Here is a 23,629-nt window from a genome sequence, read left to right on the forward strand (position 1 = left end):
TTCAGAAGTTCGCGGTGGAGGTGAACAGGCCCACGCGCAGGTCGGTGGCCTGGTAGATGTCGCGGCCATCGACCGACACGGTGCCGTCGGCGATGCCGAGGATCAGGCGCCGGGTAATGATGCGCTTGATATCGATCTTGTAGGTGACCTTCTTGGCATCGGGCAGGATCTGGCCGGTGAACTTCACCTCGCCGCAGCCCAGGGCGCGGCCGCGGCCGGGGTTGCCCAGCCAGCCCAGGTAGAAGCCGACCAGCTGCCACATGGCATCCAGCCCCAGGCAGCCGGGCATGACCGGGTCGCCGGGGAAGTGGCAGTCGAAGAACCACAGGTCGGGGTGGATATCCAGCTCGGCGATCAGCTCGCCCTTGCCGAAGTCGCCGCCATCCTCGTAGATGCGGGTGATGCGGTCGAGCATCAGCATGTTGGGGGCCGGCAGCTGCGCATTGCCCGGGCCGAACAGCTCGCCGCGGGAGCAGGCCAGCAGTTCTTCGCGATCAAAGGAGTGTTGCTTGGTCACTGAGTCATTCCGAAGGTCGAAGTTATTGTGTGCAGCAGGCGGCGGGCCGCCGCCAGGCGACTGGGTCAAGTCTACTGTCCGCGCAGGGGGAATGCACGCCAGGCGCGCTTCGCTGTTGTCCTATGTCGGCATAAGCGTGGAAATACCGAGGGCTCAGAGGGGTACAGTAAAGGCGCGAGCGGCCGATAGGCTGATGAGCCTTCTCCCTCTTACCCATGAGTCGAACCAACGCCATGTGGCCACCTTTCTCCCTCAACCGCCCCTTGACCTGGGTGGGCCTTGCCGGCCTCACGCTCAGCGTATGGCTGCCCGACCTGGCCCTGCGCGGCGTCGCTTTCACCCTGGTGGGGCTCGGCTTGGCCGACGCCTGGCGTCAGGTGCGTCGCCAGCATCAGTATTCGCGGCTGGGCCAGGAGGCGCTGGCGCTGACCGAGGACGGGGTCATCATCACCGACGCCGCCAACCGTATTCTCGCCGTCAACCCCGCCTTTACCCGGATCACCGGCTTCAGCTTCGATGAGGTGCGTGGGCGCAACGCCACCTCGCTGGCGGCCCCTCGCCACGACAGCGCCTTCTTCGCGCGCTACTGGCAGACCCTGCAGGCCACCGGCCGCTGGGAGGGGGAGATGTGGAACCGGCGCAAGCACGGCGACGAATACCCCGAGTGGCTGCGCGTACGTGCCGTCACCGACGACAGCGGACGACTGAGCCACCATGTCTGCCTGTTCACCGATATCTCGATGCACAAGGCGCGCGAGCGCGACCTGCGCCGAATCGGCTTCGAGGACCCGCTCACCGGCCTGCCCAACCGGCGCCGCCTGCATGACCTGATGGGGTCAAGGCTGCGCCACCTGCGGGCGGGCGAGAGCCTCGACATTGCCTTGATCGACATCGACGGCTTCAAGCAGGTCAATGACTCCCTCGGTGTGGAGCAGGGCGACCGTCTGCTGGCGCGGTTCGGCCAGCGCCTGGCCCATCAGATGGCCGGCGGTGTGGTGGGACGCCTCGGCGGCGACGAGTTCATGGTGATCCGCACCACCACCTTCGACGATCACGACAAGTGGGTGGCCGGTCTCCAGGCACACCTGGCCGAGCCCTTCGAGCTGCAGGGGCACTCCCTGCGCCTGGGGCTGACCATCGGCAGCTGCCGCGCCCCGGAGGATGGCAGAGAGTCCGGCACCCTCTTTCAGCGCCTGGAGTCGGCGCTCTACACCGCCAAGCGCCACGGGCGCAATCACTGCCAGCGCTTCCGTCCCGCCCTGGACATCCAGGAGAGTCCCCAGTTGGGCATGGTCAACGACCTGCGCCACGCCCTGGCCACCGGCTCCCAGCTGGAGTTGCACTACCAGGCTCAGCACCGGCTGGATGACGGGGGGCTGGTGGGCTGGGAGGCGCTGCTGCGCTGGCGCCACCCCCGGGACGGCATGATCTCGCCTGCCGACTTCATTCCCCTGGCCGAGCGTCATGGGCTGATGGCTTCGCTGGGCAACTGGGTCATCGACGAGGCGCTGGCCTGCCGGTCGCGCTGGCGGCGGCTTGGGGTGCCCGAGCTGCCGGTGTGGATCAACGTCTCCGCGCTGCAGATGTTCCAGGGCGAGCTGGAGTCGGCGCTCAGCGCCGGCCTCGCCCGCCATGGGGTGCCGGCGAGCCTGCTGGGGCTGGAGATCACCGAATCGGTGCTGCTCGACGAGCGCGCCGGCGATATTGCCCCGCGCCTGGAGGCGCTGCGCGCCCTGGGGCATCCGGTGGCCATCGACGACTTCGGCACCGGCTACTCCTCGCTGGGCTACCTCAAGCAGCTGCCCCTGGACAAGCTCAAGCTCGATCGCACCTTCGTGCGCGCGCTGCCCGGCGACCGCGCCGACGCGGCCATCGTCACCGCGGTGCTGGCCATGGCCCGGGGGCTCGACCTGGAGGTGATCGCCGAAGGCGTGGAGACCGAAGCCCAGCGGGACTTCCTGCTGGCCGCCGGTTGCGAACTGGTCCAGGGCTTTCTCTATGCGCGCCCGGAGCCGGCGGCCGCGATCGAGGCGCGCTGGCATCCGCTGCGCTCAGGTGATGGAGGTGCTGCGCTCGCCGCGGCCGAGGCGAACGGTTAGCCACAGGCAGAGCAGGCCCCATACCAGCGCCTGGGCGGGCAGCAGCCAGGGGGCGAGCTCGACCCCCGCCAGGCGGGCGCCGGCGTAGTAGGAGAGGGGGCCGCTGAGGGCGCCGCCGACCACCGCCAGCCAGGGGCGCTGCCAGAGCCAGGCCAGGGAGTGGTGGAGCAGGGTGGCGAACAGCGGCCAGAGCAGCCAGAGCCAGGGCGGCAGGAGGCCGAAGGCCAGCGTGGCCTCGCCGAAATCGAAGCCGCCGGCCAGGTGCAGGCCGCCGTCCACCGCCAGGCCCAGCAGGGCGAAGCCCGCCAGCCAGCGCCACTCCCCGGGGCGCGCCTGCCAGCCCAGGTGCAGGGCGAGGATCGCCGCCGCCGCCAGGGCGCCGATCGCCGATCCCCCCAGCACGCAGGCCAGCCAGCCCAGCTCGAAGGCGGTGAAGTTGATCAGCAGCCGGCGACCGGCGGGCTCACGCAGGGCGGCGAGCACGGGACGCCCTCACAGGCCGCCGGCCTGGGGCGCCGGTCGCGCCCCAGGCTTGGCCACCAGCAGGTGGCAGGTGCCGATGGTGCGCTCCAGGAAGCCTCCCTCGCAGTAGCAGAGGTAGTAGCGCCACATGCGGATGAAGCGCTCGTCATAGCCGAGCTTGCGCACGGTCTCCAGGCTGGCCTCGAAGCGGTGGCGCCATTCGCGCAGGGTGCGCGCATAGTGGAGGCCGATCTCGTCCAGGGAGAGCACGTTGAGCGAGGTGCGGCGGGCCAGCCCGTCGAGCAGGGCGCGATGGGAGGGCAGGAAGCCGCCGGGGAAGATATAGCGCTTGATGAAGTCCATCTCGCGCTTGGCCTCCTCGAAGCGCTGGTCGCGAATGGTGATCGCCTGGAGCATGGCCTGGCCGTCGTCGGTCAGCAGCCGGTCGAGGGTGGCCAGGTAGGTGTCCAGGTACTGGTGCCCCACCGCCTCCACCATCTCCACCGAGATCAGCCGGTCGAAGCGCCCCTGAAGCTCCCGGTAGTCCTGCTTGAGCAGGGTGATGCGATCGCCGAGCCCCTCCTCGGCGATGCGCCGGGCGGTGTAGGCGTGCTGCTCCTCGGAGATGGTGGTGGTGGTGACCCGGCAGCCGCGGGTCTTCGCCGCGTGGATGGCGAGCCCGCCCCAGCCGGTGCCGATCTCCAGCAGGTGATGCTCGGGGCGCACGTCCAGGCGGTCGAGCATCAGGTCCAGCTTGAAGGTGGAGGCCTCCTCCAGGCTCGCTTCCGGGTAGGGAAAGACGGCGCTGGAGTACATCCGGTGGTGCTCGTCCAGGAAGGTGGCGAAGAGCTCGTTGCCGATATCGTAGTGGGCGGCGATATTGCGTCGGGAGCCCTTGAGGCTGTTGCGCTGCAGGCCATAGAGGGCGGTCAGCAGCCAGCGGCCGAGCCGCGCGGTGCCGTTTTCCATCTCGCCGTTGACCCGCTCCAGGTTGAGGGCAAAGAGACGCACCAGGGCCACCAGGTCGTCGGCATCCCAGTCCCCGTCCATGTAGGCCTCGGCGGCGCCCACGGTGCCGCCCAGGGCCAGGCGCTTCCACACCCGGCTGTTGCGCACCACCAGGGTGACGTTCAGTTCGCCGCCCTGGCCCAGGCAATGGCGGCGGTGCCCCTCGATCAGGGTCACCTGGCCGCCCTCCAGGCGGTCGAGCTGGGCCAGCAGGCGCGGTTGCAGCCAGCGGGTCAGGCGGTCGGTCTCCTCCGCCAGGGGGCGGGTGGTGCTAGCAGAGCGCAGGGTGTTCACGATGAACTCTCCTCACGGGATCTCGGGTCGGGGCCGGGGTGGTCATGGATCGGCACGCGCTTGAGCCACAGGCGCAGGGCCTCGAAGTGGATGCCGGCCAGGGTCTTGAGGCTCATCCAGGGCTGGCGCATCAGGGTGCGCAGCAGTTCGCCCCGGGTCGCCGGGCTGGCCTCGAGGGTCAGGGTGGCGTCGAAGTGGCGCTCGCCCGCCCGCCAGTTCTCCATATGCATCAGCAGCTGGCCCTCGGGGGTGTTGAAGCGCCAGCGGTAGGTCATCTCCATGGGGTTGAAGGGCGAGACGTGCATCGCCTTGGCGAACTCGGCGGCGTGGCTCTGGCGCTTTGGGTCCACGGCGCAGGCGTAGCGGACGCGCTCTCCCCAGGGCACATTGCTCACCTCGCCGAGCACGGCACGCAGCTGGCCCGAGGCGTCGAAGGCGTAGTAGAGCGAGATCGGGTTGAACCCCACCCCCAGCAGGCGCAGCTGGGTCAGCAGGCAGATGCGCCCGTCCGGTGCGAACCCCAGCTGCTTCTCCAGCTCCTCGCGCACCACCTCCTTCAGCGGCCGGTCGTGGGGGGCCAGGTAGTCCTCGCGGCGAAACCGCGCCAGGGCCCGGCGCCGGGCGCTGAAGCCGGGGACGCCGTCGAACAGCGCGGGCAGCTCGTCCAGGTCCAGCCAGGCCATCCACACCCGGTAGGTGAAGGCGTGGGCGCGCGGCAGGAAGCGCCGGTGGCGCAAGGTGCCGCGGTAGACCCGGGAGCGGGGGGCGCGGCTCATGCGGCGCTCCCTTCCCAGGAGGCGGGGGCCCAGCCGGGCTCGCCGGGACGCGGCTCATCCTCGTCGCAGCCCAGGGCGCTGGCCACCCGCAGGGCGCTCCAGACGCCGTCCTCGTGGAAGCCGTTGCGCCAGTAGGCGCCGCAGTAGTGGGTGTGCAGGGCGGCGCCGGAGATCTCGGCGTGGCGCGCCTTGGCCGCCTCGCCGGCCAGGGTGAACTGGGGATGGGCATAGGTGAAGCGTCCCAGCACCTTGTCCGGTGCGACGGCGTCGCCGTCGTTGAGGGTCACGCAGAAGGTGTGGGGCGCCTCGAGCCGCTGGAGGATGTTCATGTCGTAGGTGACGGAGATGCGCTGGCCCTCGTCGCGGCCGTCCAGCCGGTAGTTCCAGCTCGCCCAGGCCCGGCGACGGCGGGGCAGCAGGCGGGTGTCGGTATGCAGCACCACCTCGTTGTCCTGGTAGGGCAGGGCGGCGAGGATCTCCCGCTCGGCGGGGGTCGGGTCCTCCAGCATGGCCAGCGCCTGGTCGGCGTGGCAGGCCAGCACCACCTCGTCGAAGCGCTCGCTGCCCGCGTCGGTGCGCAGCTCCACGCCGTCGACCAGGCGGCGGATGCCCCGCACCGGGGTCGAGAGCCGGATGCGGCCGGCATAGGGGGCGGTCAGCGCCGGGATATAGCTGCGCGAGCCCCCGACCAGGGTGTGCCACCGGGGACGGTCGTTTACCGAGAGCAGGCCGTGGTTGCGGAAGAAGCGCACGAAGAACTGCAGCGGGAAGTCGCGCAGCTCCTGGAGGCTGCCGGACCAGATGGCCGCCCCCATGGGCAGCAGGTAGCGGCGCTGGAAGGCTTCATTGTAGCCGTTGGCCGCGAGCCACTCGCCCAGGGTCATGGACGGGTCCAGGTCGCCGCTCTCCAGGGCCCGGGTCGCCTCCCGGTTGAAGCGGAGGATATCGCGCAGCAGGCGGTAGAAGCTCGGCCGCAGCAGGTTGCGGCGCTGGGCGAAGAGGCTCGCCAGGGTGTGGCCGTTGTACTCGAAGTCCCGGGCCGTCTCGTGCACCGAGAAGCTCATCTCGGTGGGCTGGGTGCGCACCCCCAGCCGCGCCAGCAGCCGCTGGAAGTGGGGGTAGGTCCAGTCGTTGAAGACGATAAAGCCGGTATCGATGGCGTAGTGCCTGCCGTCCAGCTCGACATCCACGGTGGCGGTGTGTCCGCCCAGGCGCTCGTCTGCCTCGAAGAGGGTGACCTGGTGGCGGCTCGACAGGTACCAGGCGGCGGCCATGCCGCCGATGCCGCTGCCGACCACGGCGATGCGGCGCCTGGGCACGGCCATTCCGGAAGGGTGTTGAAAGGCGGTCATGGGGTGGTCTCCGCGGTGGAAGGCTGGCGCACCAGGCGCAGGCCCAGGCGGTAGCGCAGCGCCGGGGGCAGCAGCCCCATCAGCTTCACCAGCAGGGTGAAGCGGCGCGGGAAGTGGATATCCAGACGGCGGCGGGCGAGCCCCTGGAGGATCGCCTCGGCGGCCTGGTCGGCCTCGATACGCAGCGGCATCGCGAAGTCGTTGCGGTCGGTCAGCGGGGTCTTCACGAAGCCGGGGTGGATCAGGATGACGTCGATACCCTCGCCGTGCAGGTCCAGGCGCAGGGACTCGAGAAAGTGGCTGAGCGCCGCCTTGGAGGCGCCGTAGGCCTCGGCCCGGGGCAGCGGCAGGTAGGCCGCGGCGCTGGAGGTGGCGGCGAGCAGCGGCCGGCCCCCCTCGGCCCTGGCCCGGCGCAGCAGCGGCAGGGCGGCATCGATGCAGTAGATGGCGCCGTGAAAGTTCGGAGCGAAGACCCGCTCCACCAGGTCCACGTCGAAGGAGCGAGCCTCCAGGTACTCGCAGGTGCCGGCGTTGAGCAGCGCCAGGTCCAGCCCGCCGAAGGCCTCCGCCAGGCGCTCCCCGGCGCGTGCCACGGCGGCGCGATCGCTCACGTCCAGGGGCAGCAGCAGGGCGTTGGCATGCCCCTCGGCGAGCTCGGCCAGGGCCGATTCGCTGCGCGCGCTCAGCGCCACCCGGTGGCCATCGGCCAGCAGGCGCAGCGCCAGGGCGCGGCCGATGCCTGAGGTGGCACCGGTGAGCCAGATGCGTTGCTTGCCATCGAGGGGCATGGGACCTCCTGGGTCGGCGCGGTGCGCCGGTGTTGGCGGCCGCCGGATGCCCCCGGTCAGCCGTCGATTCGTCGCTTCACCATCCGTATGACCCCGCCCAGCAGCGGCAGGCGCTCGTAGAGCAGGGCGGCGGCATCGAAGTAGTCGCGGTGCCGGGCCACTCGGCCGTCCTCGGCGAAGGTCAGCTGGGAGCAGCCCTCGACCTCGATCTCGCGCCCGCCGTTCAGCCGCGGGTGGACCAGCTGCATGGTCCAGGTCACGAAGGCCTGCTGGCCCGAGGCCTGACGGTCGTGGAAGCGGAAGCGGCACGCTGTCACATTCTCGTACAGGGTCGCAAAGTAGCGCTCCAGCGCCCTTGAGCCCTCTATCCGGTGAAGCGGGTCGATAAAGAGCACGTCAGGAGTATAGAACTCGTAGAGCTCTCCTGTACAGCTTTTGTCCAGTTTATTGAAGAAGGCGCAGAAGGCCTCCAGGCGCTCGTCGGCGGTCATGCTCGGCTCCGGCGGTGGATGGGAGGGCGGGGGCGCGACCTCAGCCGGCCTTGAGGGCCTTGAAGGCCTCCAGGGCGCGGGCCCGGGCCGCCTTGTGGTCGACGATGGGAGGCGGATAGTCGACGCCGCCGAGCAGGTCCCGGGGCGGGGCGTGGCGGGCCTTGGCCGGCAGCTCGGCCAGCGCCGGCAGCCACTCGGCCAGGAAGGTGCCCTCGGGGTCGAAGCGGCTCGACTGGGTCGTGGGGTTGAAGATGCGGAAGTAGGGGGCCGCATCGGTGCCGGTGGAGGCGGCCCACTGCCAGCCGCCGTTGTTGGCGCAGAACTCGCCGTCGACCAGGTGGCGCATGAAGAAGGCCTCGCCGCGCCGCCAGTCGATCAGCAGGTGCTTGGAGAGGAACATGGCGGTAATCATGCGCAGGCGGTTGTGCATCCAGCCGGTGGCGACGAGCTGGCGCATGGCGGCGTCGACGATGGGATAGCCGGTACGCCCCTCGCACCAGGCGGTGAAGCCCTCGTCGTCATCGCGCCAGGCCAGCGCCTCGGTGTGGGCCTGGAAGGGGCGGTAACGACACACCTGGGGGAAGCCCACCGCCACGTGGCGGTAGAACTCCCGCCATACCAGCTCGTTGACCCAGGCCACCAGGCCCGCATCGCCCTCGGCCAGGCGGCCGCCGTTCTCGGCCAGCACCGCCTGCAGGCACTGGCGGTGGGAGAGCATGCCCAGGGCCAGGTAGGGGGAGAGCTCGCTGGTGCCGCGAATGGCCGGAAAGTCGCGCTGCTTGGCGTAGTAGCGTCCGCGAAAGCGCAGGAAGCGCTCCAGGCGGTCGGCGGCGGGCCCCTCGCCGGCGGGCCAGTGGCGGCCGTCGATGGGGGCGTCCTCGAGCTCGGGCAGCTCGGGCAGGGGGTCGGAGGCAATACCGGTCTCCGCCTGGGGGGCGGGAGTGTCGGCCAGGGCCAGGCGCTCGGCCGTCAGCTGGCGATGCCAGCTTTTCGCGAAGGGGGTGAAGACGCCGTAGTAGTCGCCCTTGCCGGTGAGCAGCTCCCCCGGGGCGAAGGCGACGGCATCGTGGTGCCCCCGGGCCTCGAGGCCGGCCTCCCGGAAGGCGGCGAGCACGGCGGCGTCGCGGCGCTGCTCGTCCAGCGGGTATTCGTGATTGAAGTGCAGGGCGGTGGCGCCGTGCTCCCGGGCGATCTCCAGCAGGGCCGTGGGGGCCTCGCTGAAGTCGTCGATATCGCGGTGCAGCAGGGGGATGTTGAGGCCGGCCAGCGACGCCTTCAGGGCCGCCACCCCCCGGGCGCGAAAGTCGAGCTGATTGGCGCCGTGGCCGTGGCGCCGCCAGTGGGGCAGGGCGCGCAGGAAGACGGCCACCACCGGCCCGCGGGCGGCGGCCGCCGCCAGGGCGCGGTTGTCCTGGACGCGCAGGTCGCTGCGAAACCACATCAGGGTAGCGGCCATGGCGTTTACTCCCCGGCGGGCGGCAGCAGGCCGGCGAGACCGTTCATGGCCTGGGCCAGGTCATCGCCGAGCATGGCCACCCCGCTGTCGGCCAGGTCGGCCTCGCGGATGCGCGCCACCGGGCCGCACAGCGCCAGGGGCACCTCGAGCTGCTCGGCCAGGCGCGGCAGCTGGCGCCGCACCAGGTCGCTGCGGCCGGCGTGGCTGCCGGCCATCAGCACGCCGCTGGCGCCCAGGGCCTCCACCGCCAGGGGCAGCTCGCCGAAGGGCAGCTCGGTATCCAGCAGGGCGACCCGGTAGCCCCGGTCGCTGGCGGCCAGGGCGGCCAGCAGGCGCCACAGGGTGCCGGGGTCATCGGGCAGCGGCACGAGCAGCAGCACGGGGCCCCGGGCCTGCTCGTTGGCGTGCAGCAGGCGCGTACCGATGCGGGTGCGCAGGAAGGCCTCCAGGGTCAGGCGCTGCAGGGTGTCGCCGAGCCGCTCCCCCCAGCGCTCCTCCAGCTCGCGTACGGCGGGGGCCCAGAGCTCGGCGAGGCAGACCGAGACGGGGTAGAGCGACAGGGAGCGGTCGTGGAGGGTGGCCAGGCGCTCGAGGTCCAGCGCCTCGGCGGCGGTCACCAGCTGGGCGCGCTGCCCCGGCCAGTCGCTGACGTCGGCCGGCGGCGCCTCGCTCGCCTCGGGGCGGTCGAGCAGCTCGCGCACCTGGCTCACCGGCACGCCGCGGTTGAGCCACTGCAGGACCTGTTCCACCCGCTCGATATCCTCGCGGGTGTAGAGGCGGTGGCCCTTGGGGGTGCGCTGGGGCTGGATCAGGCCGTAGCGGCGCTCCCAGGCGCGCAGGGTGACCGAGTTCACCCCGGTCAGGCGAGAGACCTCGCGAATCGGATAGAGCGGCGTATCGCTGCCGTGCTGCGAGTGGTCGTTCATGGCGAAACCGCCTCCCGGATCCTGTCGGTACTCACTGCCTGGACATTTGACATGGCTGACATGGCGGACTCCTGTCGCGGTCGATTCATGGGGCGTCGGCCGCCAGGGCCTCGCCGAGATGGTGGCCGGAGAGCCAGGCGTCCTCGACCCGGGGGCCGCGCCAGCCGTCGCCGCACAGGGCCAGGCCGCTGGCCGACAGGCGGTAGTCCGCCTCGCCGACGCCGCTCTCCTCGGGCTGGGCGTAGAGCCAGCGGTGGGCACCCAGGGCGCTGGGTGCCGGCAGGTGCACGCCCGCGGGGAGCGCCTCCCGGAAGGCCTCGAGCAGCGCCTCGCCGATGGCCTCGGGGCTCTCCTCGAGGCGCGTTTCGCTCCAGGCGAGGTTGGCCAGCAGGCTGAGGCTCTCGGCCTGCTCCTGGCGCCCCGGCTTGAGCTGGTTGCGGGTGACGAAGCGCAGCCGTGGATCGCTCAGGCGCACCGCCTGCCAGTCGGCATCCACGCCGGGCAGGGCGGGCAGTGGCGCGTCGAACAGCGCCCAGGCGGCCCAGCAGGGGCGCTGGACCACCGTCTCGCAGGCCGCGGCCAGGGCGGCGTCGTGGGGCGCCACCAGAGCCTGGGCCTGGGGCGAGGGAGCCGTGATCACCACCCGCGCGAAAGGGCCGTGGCGCGCGCCGCGCTCATCCACCAGCGTCCAGCAGCCGGCGCTTCCCTCCAGGCGCTCGACGCGCGTGCCGGCGACCACCTCCAGGCCCGAGGCCAGGTGGCGGGTCACGGCGCTCATGCGCGGCGCGCCGGCGAAGCGTGCCAGGTCGTCCGCATGGCGCTGCCAGCGGCCCGCCTCTGCCGACCAGAGGGAGGTGGGCCAGGGCGCCGCGCATCCGGCCCGGCGCCAGGCCTCGACCTGGCGGCCGAAGTCCGGGTCGCGCACGCTGAAGAACTGGGCGCCGAGGTCGACCACCGCCTCCGGCAGGCGCCGGCTGGACATGCGCCCGCCCGGGCCGCGCGCCTTGTCGAACAGGGTGGCCGGCAGGCCGGCGGCGTCCAGGGCCCTGGCGCAGGCGAGGCCCGCGATGCCGGCGCCGATGATGGCGGTAGAGGGTGAGAGCGGTGAGCGCATCGACGCGTTGCCTCCGGGGTTTTCAGCTAGACTAGCAGAAGTGTACAACAGCTGTATAACCTATGGCAGCGACTGGCTTCGGCCGGGTCCATATCGATGACAGACAAGGAGATCCCAATGCGAGTGCTCATCACCGGTGGCAGCGGTTTCGTGGGGCAGCGGCTATGCCAGCGCCTGGCCGAGGCGGACCATCGGCTGCTGGTGGTCTCCCGGGACCCCGAGGCGGTGCGCAAACGGCTTCCCGAGGGGACGGAGGTCCGCCGCTCGGTGCTCGACTTCGTCGACACCCCGCCCGATGCCATCGTCAACCTGGCCGGTGAGTCCATCGCCGCCAGGCGCTGGAGCGACGATCAGAAGTCGCGGCTGATCGAGTCCCGGGTCAATATCACCCGCGACCTGGTCATTCTCTGCGAGCAGCTCAAGAGCAGCGGCGGGCGAGCGCCGCGGGTCATGGTGTCGGCCTCGGCCATGGGCTACTACGGCGACCAGGGCGACCGCGAGGTGACCGAGGAGACGCCGCCCCACGACGAGTTCGCCCACCGGCTCTGTAAGCGCTGGGAGGAGACCGCCCGGGAGGCGGCGGACTACGGCACCCGGGTCGCCATCCTGCGCATCGGCCTGGTGCTCGATGCCGGCGGCGGCAGCCTGGAGAAGATGCTGCCCCCCTTCAAGCTGGGGCTGGGGGGGCGCTTCGGCAGCGGCAAGCAGTTCATGCCCTGGGTGCACCGGGAGGACCTGGTGCAGGCGATCCTTTTCCTGCTCGCCAACGACGAGCTGGAGGGCGCCTTCAATGCCGGCGCCCCCCATCCCGTCACCAACGCCGAGTTCACCCGCACCCTGGCGAAGCAGCTCAGGCGCCCGGCCATCTTCCCGGTGCCCGCCATCGTGCTGAAGACCGCCTTCGGCGAGATGTCACGGCTGCTGCTGACCGGTGCCGACATGCGCCCGAAGCGTCTCCAGGAGGCGGGCTTCCGGTTCCAGTTCGAGACCCTGGACGCCGCCCTGGCGGATATTCTTGGCTAGCGGGATTCCTCGCCCACCGTGACGATGACGCGCACCGAGTCCAGGCGCAGGCGGGTGCCCTCGATGGCCTCGTCCAGCGCCTGGCGCTCGGCGCGCAGGGCGGCGATCTCGTCCTCGCGCACCGCCGGGTTGTGGCGGGCGAGCGCCGTGAGTCGCGCCAGCTCGCCGTCCAGGGCCTCGCGCATCCGCCCCTGGGCCGCCTCGACGATGGAGGGCAGCTCGCGCTCCGCCTCCCCCTCGCCGCGGTCGAGCAGCTCGCGCAGCACCTCGAGCCGGCTGCGGATCAGGTCCCGGGCCATGGCCTTCTTGACCTTCTGCAGGTTCTTCGCGAGCCCGGTAAAGGAGATCTTGTCGGTCAGATTGGCGCCGGACTCGTCCAGCAGCACGCGCACCGCGGTGGGCGGCAGGAAGCGGTTGAGGTGCAGTTTCCGCGGCGCCGGGCAGTGGGTGCGGAACACCAGCTCCGCCATCATGCGGCCGGCGGGCAGCGCCGGATGCTTGAGCAGCGCCAGCGCCGTGTTGCCCATGGTGCCGTCCAGAATCCGTCCCATCATCTCGCGCAGCAGCGGATGCTCCCAGGAGAGCCGCTGGACGTCGTCCCGGGCCAGGGCCCGCAGCCGCGAGAAGGTGGCCGAGAAGCCCTCCTCCCCCTTGGCCAGGCCGGGCAGGCCGTCGAGCATCTGCTGGCTGGGCGTCAGGTGCTGGATGCCGCCGCCCAGCTCCTGGCTGTCGACCCCGAAGATGTCCAGGGCCAGGTCCAGGTAGCGGGGCAGGGCGCGGTCCTCATCCAGCTCGCGGATCGCCGCGGCCACCGCCTCGGCGCGCTCCGGGCGGCAGGCGTTGAGCTCCAGCAGGCGGTTGCGGCCGGCGTCGCGCTCGGCCAGGCGGCTCTCGAAGAAGGTCCGGGTCTCCTCGACCACCTCGGCCAGCGCCTCTTCGTCGAGCAGCGCCTCGGCCAGGGCGTCGCCGAAGGCGTCGAAGATCTCGCTGCCGATGCCGTGGGGGGCGCGGAAGGCGTCCATGCCGTCCCGATACCAGCGCAGCAGCTTCTCGCCGGGGCTGGCCTCGAAGACCGGAACGTGGAGCTCGATGGCGTGGCGCTGGCCGATGCGGTCCAGGCGGCCGATACGCTGCTCCAGCTGGTCCGGGTGGATGGGCAGGTCGAACATCACCAGGTGCCGGCAGAACTGGAAGTTGCGCCCCTCGGAGCCGATCTCCGAGCAGACCAGCACCTGGCACCCCTCCTCCTCGTCGGCGAAGGCGGCGGCGGCGCGGTCGCGTTCCACCAGGGAGAGCCCCTCGTGGAACACCGGGGCGTGGTAGCCGCCCAGCACCCGCAGCGCCTCGGCGAGCCCCTGGGCGGTCTCCCGGTCGTGGGCGATCACCAGCACCTTGTCGCCGGCGAGCCCCCCCTCGCCGTCATCGGCCAGCCGCTCCAGCAGCCAGTTGACCCGGGGGTCGATCTGCCACCAGGGCTCCTCGTTCAAGGGGTCGTCGGCAAGTGCCCGGTACATGGCGTCGAGATAGATCAGCACCTCGGGGTGGTCGAGGCCGGTCTCGATCAGCAGCTCGTCCAGGTAGTCCTCGTCGCGCTCCAGCTTGCGCAGCACCCGGCGGTAGGCGGAGGGCGGTGCGAGCTCGGTGACGTGCAGGCGGCGCTCCGGGAAGCCGCCCACGTGGCGGCGGCTGTTGCGGAACATCACCCGGCCGGTGCCGTGACGGTCGAGCAGCTGGTCGCGCAGCTGGTTCCGGGCGGCCGCGTGCTGGGCCTCGCTGGCCTCGGGGTTGGCCAGGGTATCGAGCAGCGCCAGGCTGTCGGCCTCGTCGATCACCGCGGCGACCCGCTCGCGGTCCGCGGCCGCGCCGGGCAGGCGCTCCAGGGCGTCGATGGCCTCGGCCACCTCCACATAGTGGGCCTCCTCCTCGCGGAAGCGCTCGAGGCTGTGGTAGCGGTCCGGGTCGAGCAGGCGCAGGCGGGCGAAGTGGCTCGCCACCCCCATCTGCTCTGGGGTGGCGGTGAGCAGCAGCACCCCCTCGCTCTCGCCGGCCAGGCGGGTCACGCAGGCGTAGCCCGGGCCCACCTTCTCCTCGCTCCAGTCCAGGTGGTGGGCCTCGTCGACGATCAGCAGGTCCCAGCGGCAGGCCAGGGCCTGGGACTGGCGGTGGGGGTTGGCGAAGAGCCAGTCCTGGCTGGCCAGGATGATCTGGCCGGCCTCGAAGGGGTTGGCGTCGCCGTGGGCCTGGCTCTGCTGCTCGTCGAGCAGGGTCACCTCCAGGGCGAAGCGGCGCAGCAGCTCCACCAGCCACTGGTGGCAGAGGCTCGCCGGCACCAGGATCAGCGCCCGCTCGGCGCGCCCGGTGAGCAGCAGGCGGTGCAGGATCAGCCCCGCCTCGATGGTCTTGCCGAGCCCCACCTCGTCGGCCAGCAGCACCCGGGGCGCGTGGCGGCGGGAGACCTCGTCGGCGATATAGAGCTGATGGGGGATCAGGTCGATGCGCGGGCCGGCCAGGCCGAGTGCCGGGTTCTGCTCGATGCGGTGGTGATGGTGCAGGGTGCGGAAGCGCAGGTCGAACCAGTCGTTGCGATCCACCTGGCCGGTGAGCAGGCGGTCGCGGGCCTGGTCGAACTGCATGGTGTCGGCGAGCCGCGCCTCGGGCAGCTCGGTGAGCTCGCCCTGTTCGTCCTCGCCGATATAGACGATCAGCCCGCCGACCTCCTTGGTGTCGTCCACGGTGAGGGTCCAGCCCTCGGCGGCGCGGATGCGGTCGCCGCTGCCGAATACCACCCGGGTGAGCGGGGCCTGGCGGCTGCTGTAGGTGCGGGTTTCCTGGCTGGCGCCGAACAGCACGGTGACGCTGCGGGGGTCGACGCTGAGGATGGTGCCCAGGCCGAGTTCGGCCTCGCCGTCACTGATCCAGCGCTGGCCGGGGGAGAAGTCGCTCATGATGCCTCGGAGGATGCTGAGAGTTGGATGCGCTCATGGCCGCCGGGACGGGGCGGACCGAACAGGGCGCGGTATCTTACAGCAAAGCCTCGCGGGGCTTAAGGGCTCTCGGCGCCGTGGCGGTCGAGCCAGGCGCCGAGCTGGGCCCGGGAGAGCTCGCCCACGTGGCGCTCCACGGTGCGCCCGGAGGCGTCGAACAGCAGGGTGGTGGGCAGGCCGGGGGACGCCAGCAGCACCATCAGCTCCTGGCGCGGGTCGAGCAGCGGGTAGCGGAACGCCAGCCCCTGGTCGTCCAGGTAGCGGGCCACCTGCAGCAGCTCCTCGCCCTGGTTGGCAATCACCGCCGTGACGCCGTCGCGGGCGTCGGCCTCGGCCAGCAGCGGCATCTCGCGCAGGCAGGGGGGGCACCAGGTGGCCCAGAGGTTGAGCACCACCGTCTCCCCCCGCAGGTCGCGCAGGTTGACGCTGTCGCCGTCCAGGGTCTCCAAGGTGATATCGGGCAGCTCATCGATGGGCATGCCGCCGCCCAGCGGTGCCAGGGTCATCAGCACCAGCCAGAGGCTCGCCGCCCCCACGGTCAGCGCCATGGCGCCGATCAGCCGCAGCAGGTGGTGGCGCAGCGTCCAGCCGGTCCAGACCAGGGCGGCCAGCAGCCCCCAGAGGCCGTGAAAGCCCGGCTGCCACAGCTTGAGGATATCCAGAGGGGCGGCGGCATAGGCCTCCAGGTGCGTCAGCACGTGGCCGGCGCGCGCCCCCACCAGCCAGGCCAGCACCAGGCCATTGAACCAGCGGGCGTGCTCGCGCCTCGGCAGGCCCAGCAGCCAGGCGCTGAGCGCCAGCAGCAGCGCGGCGGCGCCCAGCGCGTAGAGGCGCGGCACCGAGATCAGCACGGGGCCGAGGGCGATGGCATCCATGGGGGCTCCTGGTCATGGCAGAGGTGGGGTGGCGCTGCAGGGTCGGCGATCGGCGTCGGAGCGGTTACACTTGGGCACCCTCGGGACGCCGCCGTCCCTTCCATGCCAAGCCTACTGCCGGTCGGCATGGCTGTCATCCGTCAGCGACCCTCGTCACGGGAGCCACCATGGCCAAGTCAGCCTTCGACACCCTGCGCGCCCTGGCCATCGCCAGCCAGGCGCTGGGCTTCATCCTGATCATCACCCTGGAAACGCTGATGGGCGACGCCGCTCGCCCCTGGCAGGGCTGGACCCTGGCGGCCATGGTAACGGTGGCGCTGGGGATCGCCCTGGTGCGCCTCTACCGGCGCAACAAGGCGCGCAAGGCGCTGGCGCGACGGCTGGCCGACGACGATGGCGATACCTGAGGCGCGCCGCCCGGGCCGCTACCGGTCGGCGGCGCTGTGGCTGCTGCTGCTGGCGCTGAGCCTGCTGGCGGGCTGCGCCGGCGCTCCGGTGCCCCGGGAGCACTCCCATGCGCTGCCGCCCTGGGAGGTGGCCGAGACCGGGCTGGGGCGCTGGGCCGCCGAGCAGGCCGAGGCGCACCCGGGGCAGAGCGGCATGGCGCTGCTGGCCAACGGCAAGGACGCCTTCGCGGTGCGCGCCCTGCTCACCACCCGGGCCGAACGCCGCCTGGATATCCAGACCTACCTGATGGGCGACGGCCTCACCACCCGGGCGCTGCTGGCGCAGGTGCTGGACGCCGCCGAACGCGGGGTCGAGGTGCGCCTGCTGATCGATGACATCGGCGCGGTGGGGCAGGGGGAGCGGCTGGCGGCCCTGGATAGCCACCCTCGGGTGCAGGTGCGGGTCTTCCATCCGCTGCCGGTGGGGCGCGCCAACCTGGCCACCCGGGTGCTGGCCACCATCCCGGTGCTGCCGCGCCACCACCGCCGCATGCACAACAAGCTGTGGGTGGCCGATAACGCCCTGGCCATCGTCGGCGGCCGCAACCTGGGCGACGAGTACTACAACGCCAGCGAACCCCGCAACTTCGCCGACCTCGACCTGCTGACCCTGGGCGAGGTGGTAGCCCCCCTGTCGATGAGCTTCGACCTCTACTGGAATCACGGCCTGGCCCAGCCGGTCGGCCGCTACCATCGCGCCGACGCCGAGGCCTGGCGCGCTCTGCGCGACCGGCTCGCCGCCTGGCTGGCCGAGGAGAACGACTCCGACTACTTCGCCGCCCTGCGCCGGCGCCACGAGGAGCGCGAGCGCAGCCGGCTGGTGGATGCCCTCCACTGGGGGCGGGCCGAGGCGCTGTGGGACCCGCCCGGCAAGCCGGCCCGCCGCGGGCGCCCGGCGCTCGACGAGACCATGGGCGGGCGGCTCTGGTCGCGGCTGGCGCCGGAGGCGCGTCTCAGCCTGGTCTCGGCCTACTTCGTGCCCACCGCCGAAGGGAGTCGCGCGCTGCAGGCGCTGGCCGAAGGGGGTGTCGAGGTGCAGGTGGTCACCAACTCCCTGGAGGCCACCGACGTGCCGGTGGTGCATGGCGCCTATATGCCCTATCGCCGTGACCTGCTGAAGAGCGGGGTGGCGCTCTTCGAGCTGCGCGCCGAGCACGCCAACGGCGAGGAGGCCGCCATCGGCGTGCCGGGAAGCTCCGCCTCGGCGCTGCATATCAAGGCCCTGGCGGTGGACGACGACACCGTCTTCGTGGGGTCGCCCAACGCCGACCCGCGTTCGGTGTGGTGGAACAGCGAGGTGGGCGTGCTGGCGGAGAGTGAAAGCCTGGCCCGGGAGTTCCGGGAGCTGGTGGAGGTAGGGGCCAGCCCGGCGCTGAGCTATGCGGTTACCCTGGACGAGGAGGGGCGCCTGGGCTGGGAGATGCGTCAGGATGATGAGACGCTGCGCCTTGCCCGCGAGCCCGGCGGCCCCTGGCGCCATGCCAACGCCTGGCTGAGCCGCCTGCTGCGCCTGGAGCGCTGGCTGTAGCGCGAACGACTAGCGAAGGAGTGCCGCCATGAGCGAGCTGCCATCGACTGACGCCCCCGAGGAGGCCGAGCTGCGCCAGGCTCGCCGCCAGCGCCTCAAGGTCACCCTGGGCCTCTTCCTCGGCCCCCTGGCGGCGGCCCTGCTGCTGCTGATGGAGCCTCCCGCCGGCATGCCCCTGGCGGCCTGGCAGGTGGTGGCGCTGACCGCCTGGATGGCGGCCTGGTGGGTGCTGGAACCGGTGCCCATCGCCGTCACCGCCCTGCTGCCGGTGGCGCTGCTGCCGCTGCTCGGCGTGGGCACCATCCATTCGGTGGCGGTGCCCTATGCCAACCCGCTGATCTTTCTCTTCCTCGGCGGCTTCCTGCTGGCCGAGGCGATCCAGCGCTGGGGGCTGCATCGGCGCATCGCCATGCTGGTGCTGCGGGTCTCCGGCAGCCGCCCGGACCGCCTGGTGGCGGGCTTCATGCTGGCCACCGCGGCCCTGAGCATGTGGGTCAGCAACACCGCCACGGCGGCGCTGATGGTGCCCATCGGGCTTTCGGTGCTGGCCCTGCTGGAACGCCAGGGCGGCGCCGGCGCCAGCCGCAACATGGCGCTCACCCTGCTGCTGGGGATCGCCCTGGCCGCCAATATCGGCGGCATGGGCACCCTGATCGGCACGCCCCCCAACGCCCTGTTGGCCGGCTTCATGGGGGACAGCTACGGCATCGAGATCGGCTTCGCCCAGTGGATGGCGGTGGCCGTGCCGCCGTCGCTGCTGCTGCTGGCCCTGGCCTGGTGGCTGCTCACTCGCCTGGTCTACCCGGTGGAGCGCAGCGAGGTGCCCGGGGTGGCCGAGATGCTGGCCGATCAGGCCCGGGATCTGGGGCGCATGACCCGCCCCGAGCTGCGGGTGGCGGCGATCTTCGCCCTGGTCGCCCTGGCCTGGATCACCCGGCCGCTGCTGGAGGGCGCCCTGGGGCTGGAGCTCAGCGATGCCGGCATCGCCATCATCGGGGCCCTGCTGCTCTTCGTGGTGCCGGCTCGCTGGCGCCAGCGCCAGTTCCTGATGGACTGGGAGAGCGCCAAGCACCTGCCCTGGGGCGTGCTGATCATGGTGGGCGGGGGGCTCAGCCTCGGCACCGCCATCGAGGAGAGCGGGCTCGCCGCCGTGGTGGCCGAGGGGCTGGGCGTCTTCGGCAGCTGGCCCGTCTGGACCATGGTGGCCATGGTGGCCCTGGCGGTGATGCTGATGAGCCACGTGACCAGCAACACCGCCACCGCGGCGGCGATCCTGCCGCTGACCGCCTCGCTCACCGTCAGCCTGGGGGCGAGCCCGCTGCTGCTCTCGGTGCCGGTGGCCATGGCCGCCAGCTGCGCCTTCATGCTGCCGGTGGCCACGCCGCCCAACGCCGTGGTCTTCGCCAGCGGCAAGCTGAGCGTGGCCGAGATGGTGCGGGCCGGGGCCCTGATCAGCGTCGCGGCGCTGGTGGTGATCACCCTGGTGGTGTTCGCGCTGGCCATGCCGCTGCTGGGCTTCGGCTGGGCGGCTTGATCCAGGGCATTGCCGAAACGTGCACAGGGTCTAGTCTGAAGGGGCAGGGGAGCCTTCCCCCTTCCTCCATAACAGCGAACAAGGGCATTCACGCCATGTACAAGACCCTACTGGTTCCCGTCGACGGCTCCGTTCATGCGGAAAAGGCGCTGGCGGTGGCGGCCGAGCTGGCGCGCAGCGGCGGCGGCACTCTCCATCTGCTCAACGTCGCCGAGGCGACTCCCGACAATATCGGCATCCTGGTGGGCGGCAGCACCGAGCCCATGTCCGAGGCCGAGCGCGAGAAGCTGGCCGAGGGGGTGCGCAAGGCCGGTGAGAAGGTGATCGACAAGGCCAAGGCCGCGGTGGATCTGGCCGGCCTCGAGGTCAAGGCGCTGGTGCGCCAGGGCAAGGCCGGCGAGCGCATCATCGAGGCCGCCGAGGAGCTCAAGGCCGACGCCATCGTCATGGGCAGCCGCGGCATGAGCGATCTCAAGGGCATGGTGGTGGGCAGCGTCTCCCACCGGGTCAGCCATACCGCCGGCTGCAGCGTGATCACGGTGACCTGAGGCGCCGGCGGGCGCAGCCGTCGGAAGGCGGCGCCCTTCGGGCCTGCCGGGCATACGAAAAAGGCCTTGCGGATAACCGCAAGGCCTTGAATTCGTGGTCGGAGCGACAGGATTCGAACCTACGACCTCTGCCTCCCGAAGGCAGCGCTCTACCAAGCTGAGCTACGCTCCGACGCGTTGGGCTGATGCCTCAACGGGGTCGCATTATACCCGCCGGCGCGGGCTTTGCAAGCCCCGAGTGGCGGGCGTGGCTTACGACTGGCGCTCCACTGCCAGACGGGCCAGGTCCGCCATGCGGTCGCGATAGGGCGAGGCGGGCAGCTTCTCGAGCTCTGCCAGCGCCAGGTCGGCCATCTCCTCGGCCCGGGTGCGGGTGTACGCCAGGGCGCCGGTGGCGTTGACGATCTCGAGCACCTCGTCGAGCTGGTCGAGGCCGCCATTGCGGATCGCGCGGCGGATCAGGGCGGCCTGCTCCGGGGTGCCCCGGGCCATGGCCTGGATGAGCGGCAGGGTCGGCTTGCCCTCGGCCAGGTCGTCGCCGACGTTCTTGCCCATGGCCTCGGCGTCGCCCTGGTAGTCGAGCAGGTCGTCGATCAGCTGGAAGGCGAGGCCCAGGTAGCGGCCGTAATACTGCAGGGCGGCCTCCTGCTCCGGAGTCGCCTCGGCGAGGATGGCGCCGCTGTGGCTGGCCGCCTCGAAGAGCATGGCGGTCTTGCCCTGGATGGTCTCGAAGTAGGCCGCCTCGTCGATGTCCGGGTTACCCACGTTGGTGAGCTGCTGCACCTCGCCCTCGGCGATCACGCAGGTGGCCGAGGAGAGCACCTCCATGATGCGCATGGAGCCCACCTCCACCATCATCTGGAAGGAGCGCGAGTAGAGGAAGTCGCCCACCAGCACCGAGGGGGCGTTGCCCCAGGCGTCGTTGGCGGTGGCCTTGCCCCGGCGCATGTGCGACTCGTCCACCACGTCGTCGTGGAGCAGGGTGGAGGTGTGCATGAACTCGATCAGGGTGGCCAGGGTGATATGGCGCTCGCCCTCATAGCCCAGGGAGCGGGCCGCCAGCAGCACCAGCAGCGGGCGCAGGCGCTTGCCGCCGCTCTGGATGATGTACTGGCCGATGGTCTCCACCAGCGGGATCCGCGAGCCGAGCTGGCTCATGATGGTGCGGTTGACCGCCGCGAAGTCGTCGGCGACCACGGCGTGGATCGGCGAGGGGGCGGCGGTTTCGGTAGTGGCGTTGGCAGGCATGTGGGCGATTTCGACAGGGAAATGGTGGGGCCGGGGCTTGGCGGCCCCCTCTGGCCATCGGGTTGCCGGCCATGCTATGGGGCCCCCTCTTGGGCGTCAAGGCAGCCCGCTCGCGGCTGTCGGGCGGGCGTCGGGGCAATCGTCGATCGGGTTGTGTCGCCCTCTGCCCGCGGTTATAATGCGCGGCCCACTCATCCCGCTCCCTGTCAGATGGTGCCGAAAGGGGCGCCACTCGAAGCAGGTCGATCAAGAGCCAACCCCCGATGAGTCCTGGAGAGAAACCATGTACGCAGTAATCAAGAGCGGTGGCAAGCAGTACCGCGTTCAGGAAGGCCAGACCCTGAAGCTCGAGAAGATCGAAGTCCCGACCGGCGAGTCCATCGACTTCGACGAAGTGCTTCTGGTCGGCAGCGACGACGACGTCAAGGTCGGCGCTCCGCTGGTCGAGGGTGCCAAGGTCTCTGCCGAGATCGTCTCCCACGGCCGTGGCGACAAGGTCACCATCATCAAGTTCCGTCGTCGCAAGCACAGCATGAAGCGTCAGGGCCACCGTCAGTGGTTCACCGAAGTCAAGATCACCGGGATCTCCGCCTAAGCGGTCCATCCCCTGAACGGAGGATTTTTCCATGGCACATAAGAAGGCAGCCGGCTCCACGCGTAACGGCCGCGATTCAGAATCCAAGCGCCTTGGCGTCAAGCTGTTCGGTGGCCAGGCCGTCACCGCCGGCAACATCATCGTGCGCCAGCGCGGCACCAAGTTCCACGCCGGCGTCGGCGTTGGCCTCGGCCGCGACCACACCCTGTTCGCCCTGAACGACGGTGTGATCAAGTTCGAGACCAAGGGTCCGAAGAACCGCAAGTTCGTCAGCGTCGTCTCTGCCTGAGACGCCTGACCCTTGCCGCAGGAAGGCCCCGCCATGGCGGGGCCTTCTTGTATCATGACGGTAGATACCGTCAGGAGAGTGACAGATGCAGTTCGTCGACGAAGCCTCGATCATCGTGGAGGCCGGCAAGGGGGGCAATGGCTGCCTCAGCTTCCGCCGTGAGAAGTACGTGCCCAAGGGCGGCCCCGACGGCGGCGATGGCGGCCACGGTGGCAGCGTCTACCTGATCGGTGATGACGCCCTCAATACCCTGATCGACTTCAAGTATCAGCGCTTCTACAAGGCCCAGAACGGCCAGCCCGGCATGGGTCGCCAGATGAGCGGCAAGGCCGGGGAAGACCTGCACATCAAGGTGCCGGTGGGCACCACGGTGATCGACGAGGACACCCTGGAGGTGATCGCCGATGTCACCGAGATCGGGCAGGTGGTGCTGGTGGCCCAGGCCGGTCGCCGGGGGCTCGGCAACATCCACTTCAAGTCCTCCACCAATCGCGCGCCGCGGCGGACCACGCCGGGTACGGAAGGGGAGCGGCGCAACCTGCGCCTGGAGATGAAGGTGATGGCCGACGTGGGCCTGCTGGGCATGCCCAATGCCGGCAAGTCGACGCTGATCCGCGCCGTCTCCGCCGCCAAGCCCAAGGTGGCCAACTACCCCTTCACCACCCTGGTGCCCAACCTCGGCGTGGTGAAGCTCGGCATGCACGAGCACTTCGTGATGGCCGACGTGCCGGGGCTGATCGAGGGCGCCTCCGAGGGCGCCGGCCTGGGGCTGCGCTTCCTCAAGCACCTGACCCGTACCCGGCTGCTCTTCCACGTGGTGGACGTGGCGCCCTTCGACGAGTCCGACCCCGTGGAGGCTGCCGAGGCGATCATCCACGAGCTGGGCGAGTTCTCCCCGGCCCTGGCCGAGCTGCCGCGCTGGCTGGTGCTCAACAAGCTCGATCTGCTTCCCGCCGAGGAGCGCGAGGCGAAGGCCGAGGAGATCGTGCGCCGCCTGGGCTGGGAGGGGCCGGTGTTCCGCATCTCGGCGATCTCCGCCGACGGCACCGATGCCCTGGTCCAGGCTGCCCACCGCTGGCTCACCGAGCAGCGTCAGCTGGAGAACGAGGACGAGGAGGCCGCCGAGCGCGCCCGCGAGATGCGAGCCCGCATGGAGGACGAAGCGGTGGCCCGCACCGAGGCGCGCCTGGGCCGCCGGCGCAAGCGTGCCGATGACGATGATGATGACTTCGATGACGACGACTACGACGTTGAGGTCGAATACGCGCCCTGAGGG

The 23,629-nt window shown here is 70.9% G+C and carries 22 protein-coding genes and 1 tRNA gene; 9 read left to right on the forward strand and 14 right to left on the reverse strand.

Annotated features, from left to right (window positions below; all coding sequences use genetic code 11):
- Position 1: 1 nt before the first annotated feature.
- On the reverse strand, positions 2 to 517 hold the full coding sequence (gene fabA / locus ACRYRV_RS09845; protein ID WP_119022599.1) for a 3-hydroxyacyl-[acyl-carrier-protein] dehydratase FabA: 516 nt from the start codon (positions 515 to 517) through the stop codon (positions 2 to 4).
- Positions 518 to 750: 233 nt separating this feature from the next.
- Between fabA and ACRYRV_RS09850 the strand changes: the two genes are divergently transcribed.
- The gene (locus tag ACRYRV_RS09850) at positions 751 to 2,616 is read left to right on the forward strand and encodes a putative bifunctional diguanylate cyclase/phosphodiesterase (RefSeq protein ID WP_444985279.1); all 1,866 of its coding nucleotides are present in this window, start codon (positions 751 to 753) and stop codon (positions 2,614 to 2,616) included.
- On the opposite strand, the gene ACRYRV_RS09855 is transcribed toward ACRYRV_RS09850, so the two are convergent.
- The 9 genes from ACRYRV_RS09855 to ACRYRV_RS09895 form a co-directional block, all read right to left on the reverse strand.
- Positions 2,569 to 3,099 carry a DUF2878 domain-containing protein gene (locus ACRYRV_RS09855; RefSeq protein WP_444985278.1) on the reverse strand — a complete coding sequence of 177 codons (531 nt, stop codon included), beginning with the start codon at positions 3,097 to 3,099 and terminating at the stop codon, positions 2,569 to 2,571. The two genes, ACRYRV_RS09850 and ACRYRV_RS09855, sit on opposite strands and share 48 nt — an antisense overlap.
- 9 nt (positions 3,100 to 3,108) lie before the next feature.
- The gene (locus ACRYRV_RS09860; RefSeq protein ID WP_444985277.1) at positions 3,109 to 4,380 is read right to left on the reverse strand and encodes a class I SAM-dependent methyltransferase; all 1,272 of its coding nucleotides are present in this window, start codon (positions 4,378 to 4,380) and stop codon (positions 3,109 to 3,111) included.
- Entirely contained in the window at positions 4,377 to 5,156 is a 780-nt protein-coding gene (locus ACRYRV_RS09865; protein ID WP_444985276.1) for a DUF1365 domain-containing protein, read from the reverse strand. Before ACRYRV_RS09865 ends, ACRYRV_RS09860 begins: the two co-directional genes overlap by 4 nt.
- On the reverse strand, positions 5,153 to 6,508 hold the full coding sequence (locus tag ACRYRV_RS09870) for an NAD(P)/FAD-dependent oxidoreductase (RefSeq protein WP_444985275.1): 1,356 nt from the start codon (positions 6,506 to 6,508) through the stop codon (positions 5,153 to 5,155). The genes ACRYRV_RS09865 and ACRYRV_RS09870 overlap by 4 nt, the downstream gene beginning before the upstream one ends.
- On the reverse strand, positions 6,505 to 7,296 hold the full coding sequence (locus ACRYRV_RS09875) for an SDR family NAD(P)-dependent oxidoreductase (protein WP_444985274.1): 792 nt from the start codon (positions 7,294 to 7,296) through the stop codon (positions 6,505 to 6,507). The genes ACRYRV_RS09870 and ACRYRV_RS09875 overlap by 4 nt, the downstream gene beginning before the upstream one ends.
- Positions 7,297 to 7,352: 56 nt before the next feature.
- Positions 7,353 to 7,787, reverse strand: a complete 435-nt coding sequence (locus tag ACRYRV_RS09880) for a nuclear transport factor 2 family protein (protein ID WP_444985273.1) — start codon at positions 7,785 to 7,787, stop codon at positions 7,353 to 7,355.
- 40 nt (positions 7,788 to 7,827) lie between these two features.
- Complete coding sequence (gene phrB, locus ACRYRV_RS09885; protein WP_444985272.1) at positions 7,828 to 9,243, reverse strand: deoxyribodipyrimidine photo-lyase; 1,416 nt, start codon at positions 9,241 to 9,243, stop codon at positions 7,828 to 7,830.
- Positions 9,244 to 9,248: 5 nt separating this feature from the next.
- Positions 9,249 to 10,169, reverse strand: coding sequence for a MerR family transcriptional regulator (locus ACRYRV_RS09890; RefSeq protein ID WP_253446291.1), 921 nt, complete (start codon positions 10,167 to 10,169; stop codon positions 9,249 to 9,251).
- Between the two features lie 85 nt (positions 10,170 to 10,254).
- Positions 10,255 to 11,283 (reverse strand): NAD(P)/FAD-dependent oxidoreductase, encoded by a 1,029-nt coding sequence (locus ACRYRV_RS09895; RefSeq protein WP_444985271.1) that lies wholly within the window; start codon positions 11,281 to 11,283, stop codon positions 10,255 to 10,257.
- A 117-nt stretch (positions 11,284 to 11,400) separates the two neighbouring features.
- On the opposite strand from ACRYRV_RS09895, the gene ACRYRV_RS09900 reads away from it, so the two are divergent.
- Complete coding sequence (locus ACRYRV_RS09900; protein WP_444985270.1) at positions 11,401 to 12,306, forward strand: TIGR01777 family oxidoreductase; 906 nt, start codon at positions 11,401 to 11,403, stop codon at positions 12,304 to 12,306.
- Here the strand turns inward: ACRYRV_RS09900 and rapA are convergent.
- Positions 12,303 to 15,251 carry an RNA polymerase-associated protein RapA gene (rapA, locus tag ACRYRV_RS09905; RefSeq protein ID WP_444985269.1) on the reverse strand — a complete coding sequence of 983 codons (2,949 nt, stop codon included), beginning with the start codon at positions 15,249 to 15,251 and terminating at the stop codon, positions 12,303 to 12,305. The genes ACRYRV_RS09900 and rapA overlap by 4 nt on opposite strands.
- Positions 15,252 to 15,349: 98 nt before the next feature.
- On the reverse strand, positions 15,350 to 16,165 hold the full coding sequence (locus tag ACRYRV_RS09910; RefSeq protein WP_444985267.1) for a redoxin family protein: 816 nt from the start codon (positions 16,163 to 16,165) through the stop codon (positions 15,350 to 15,352).
- A gap of 167 nt (positions 16,166 to 16,332) precedes the next feature.
- On the opposite strand from ACRYRV_RS09910, the gene ACRYRV_RS09915 reads away from it, so the two are divergent.
- From ACRYRV_RS09915 to ACRYRV_RS09930, 4 genes are all read left to right on the forward strand, one after another.
- The gene (locus ACRYRV_RS09915) at positions 16,333 to 16,572 is read left to right on the forward strand and encodes a hypothetical protein (protein WP_299315614.1); all 240 of its coding nucleotides are present in this window, start codon (positions 16,333 to 16,335) and stop codon (positions 16,570 to 16,572) included.
- Positions 16,559 to 18,139, forward strand: coding sequence for a phospholipase D family protein (locus ACRYRV_RS09920; protein WP_444985266.1), 1,581 nt, complete (start codon positions 16,559 to 16,561; stop codon positions 18,137 to 18,139). The genes ACRYRV_RS09915 and ACRYRV_RS09920 overlap by 14 nt, the downstream gene beginning before the upstream one ends.
- A 28-nt stretch (positions 18,140 to 18,167) precedes the next feature.
- Positions 18,168 to 19,673: an SLC13 family permease gene (locus ACRYRV_RS09925; protein ID WP_444985265.1), complete on the forward strand. Its 1,506-nt coding sequence runs from the start codon at positions 18,168 to 18,170 to the stop codon at positions 19,671 to 19,673.
- Positions 19,674 to 19,768: 95 nt separating this feature from the next.
- Positions 19,769 to 20,221: a universal stress protein gene (locus ACRYRV_RS09930; RefSeq protein WP_253446266.1), complete on the forward strand. Its 453-nt coding sequence runs from the start codon at positions 19,769 to 19,771 to the stop codon at positions 20,219 to 20,221.
- 95 nt (positions 20,222 to 20,316) lie between these two features.
- Here the strand turns inward: ACRYRV_RS09930 and ACRYRV_RS09935 are convergent.
- A tRNA-Pro gene (locus tag ACRYRV_RS09935) sits at positions 20,317 to 20,393 on the reverse strand.
- A gap of 80 nt (positions 20,394 to 20,473) precedes the next feature.
- Positions 20,474 to 21,469 carry an octaprenyl diphosphate synthase gene (ispB, locus tag ACRYRV_RS09940; RefSeq protein WP_309637548.1) on the reverse strand — a complete coding sequence of 332 codons (996 nt, stop codon included), beginning with the start codon at positions 21,467 to 21,469 and terminating at the stop codon, positions 20,474 to 20,476.
- 283 nt (positions 21,470 to 21,752) lie between these two features.
- Here ispB and rplU point away from each other — a divergent pair, with 283 nt between their 5' ends.
- The 3 genes from rplU (at position 21,753) to cgtA (ending at position 23,626) form a co-directional block, all read left to right on the forward strand.
- Complete coding sequence (rplU, locus tag ACRYRV_RS09945; RefSeq protein WP_253446261.1) at positions 21,753 to 22,064, forward strand: 50S ribosomal protein L21; 312 nt, start codon at positions 21,753 to 21,755, stop codon at positions 22,062 to 22,064.
- Positions 22,065 to 22,095: 31 nt separating this feature from the next.
- Entirely contained in the window at positions 22,096 to 22,353 is a 258-nt protein-coding gene (rpmA, locus tag ACRYRV_RS09950) for a 50S ribosomal protein L27 (protein WP_110070533.1), read from the forward strand.
- A gap of 85 nt (positions 22,354 to 22,438) precedes the next feature.
- A complete protein-coding gene (gene cgtA, locus ACRYRV_RS09955) occupies positions 22,439 to 23,626 on the forward strand; it encodes an Obg family GTPase CgtA (protein ID WP_309637547.1) in 1,188 nt (395 codons plus the stop codon).
- The last annotated feature ends 3 nt before the right edge of the window (positions 23,627 to 23,629 follow it).

The organism is Halomonas mongoliensis (genome assembly GCF_052496345.1).

Excerpts from the sequence above, each read along its gene's own strand:
- ACRYRV_RS09850 (WP_444985279.1), top strand. The coding sequence starts at position 751 with ATGTGGCCACCTTTCTCCCTCAACCGCCCCTTGACCTGGGTGGGCCTT.
- ACRYRV_RS09865 (WP_444985276.1), bottom strand. The coding sequence starts at position 5,156 with ATGAGCCGCGCCCCCCGCTCCCGGGTCTACCGCGGCACCTTGCGCCAC.
- ACRYRV_RS09870 (WP_444985275.1), bottom strand. The coding sequence starts at position 6,508 with ATGACCGCCTTTCAACACCCTTCCGGAATGGCCGTGCCCAGGCGCCGC.
- ACRYRV_RS09875 (WP_444985274.1), bottom strand. The coding sequence starts at position 7,296 with ATGCCCCTCGATGGCAAGCAACGCATCTGGCTCACCGGTGCCACCTCA.
- ACRYRV_RS09880 (WP_444985273.1), bottom strand. The coding sequence starts at position 7,787 with ATGACCGCCGACGAGCGCCTGGAGGCCTTCTGCGCCTTCTTCAATAAA.
- phrB (WP_444985272.1), bottom strand. The coding sequence starts at position 9,243 with ATGGCCGCTACCCTGATGTGGTTTCGCAGCGACCTGCGCGTCCAGGAC.
- ACRYRV_RS09890 (WP_253446291.1), bottom strand. The coding sequence starts at position 10,169 with ATGAACGACCACTCGCAGCACGGCAGCGATACGCCGCTCTATCCGATT.
- ACRYRV_RS09895 (WP_444985271.1), bottom strand. The coding sequence starts at position 11,283 with ATGCGCTCACCGCTCTCACCCTCTACCGCCATCATCGGCGCCGGCATC.
- ACRYRV_RS09900 (WP_444985270.1), top strand. The coding sequence starts at position 11,401 with ATGCGAGTGCTCATCACCGGTGGCAGCGGTTTCGTGGGGCAGCGGCTA.
- rapA (WP_444985269.1), bottom strand. The coding sequence starts at position 15,251 with ATGAGCGACTTCTCCCCCGGCCAGCGCTGGATCAGTGACGGCGAGGCC.
- ACRYRV_RS09910 (WP_444985267.1), bottom strand. The coding sequence starts at position 16,165 with ATGGATGCCATCGCCCTCGGCCCCGTGCTGATCTCGGTGCCGCGCCTC.
- ACRYRV_RS09915 (WP_299315614.1), top strand. The coding sequence starts at position 16,333 with ATGGCCAAGTCAGCCTTCGACACCCTGCGCGCCCTGGCCATCGCCAGC.
- ACRYRV_RS09920 (WP_444985266.1), top strand. The coding sequence starts at position 16,559 with ATGGCGATACCTGAGGCGCGCCGCCCGGGCCGCTACCGGTCGGCGGCG.
- ACRYRV_RS09925 (WP_444985265.1), top strand. The coding sequence starts at position 18,168 with ATGAGCGAGCTGCCATCGACTGACGCCCCCGAGGAGGCCGAGCTGCGC.
- ACRYRV_RS09930 (WP_253446266.1), top strand. The coding sequence starts at position 19,769 with ATGTACAAGACCCTACTGGTTCCCGTCGACGGCTCCGTTCATGCGGAA.
- ispB (WP_309637548.1), bottom strand. The coding sequence starts at position 21,469 with ATGCCTGCCAACGCCACTACCGAAACCGCCGCCCCCTCGCCGATCCAC.
- rplU (WP_253446261.1), top strand. The coding sequence starts at position 21,753 with ATGTACGCAGTAATCAAGAGCGGTGGCAAGCAGTACCGCGTTCAGGAA.
- rpmA (WP_110070533.1), top strand. The coding sequence starts at position 22,096 with ATGGCACATAAGAAGGCAGCCGGCTCCACGCGTAACGGCCGCGATTCA.
- cgtA (WP_309637547.1), top strand. The coding sequence starts at position 22,439 with ATGCAGTTCGTCGACGAAGCCTCGATCATCGTGGAGGCCGGCAAGGGG.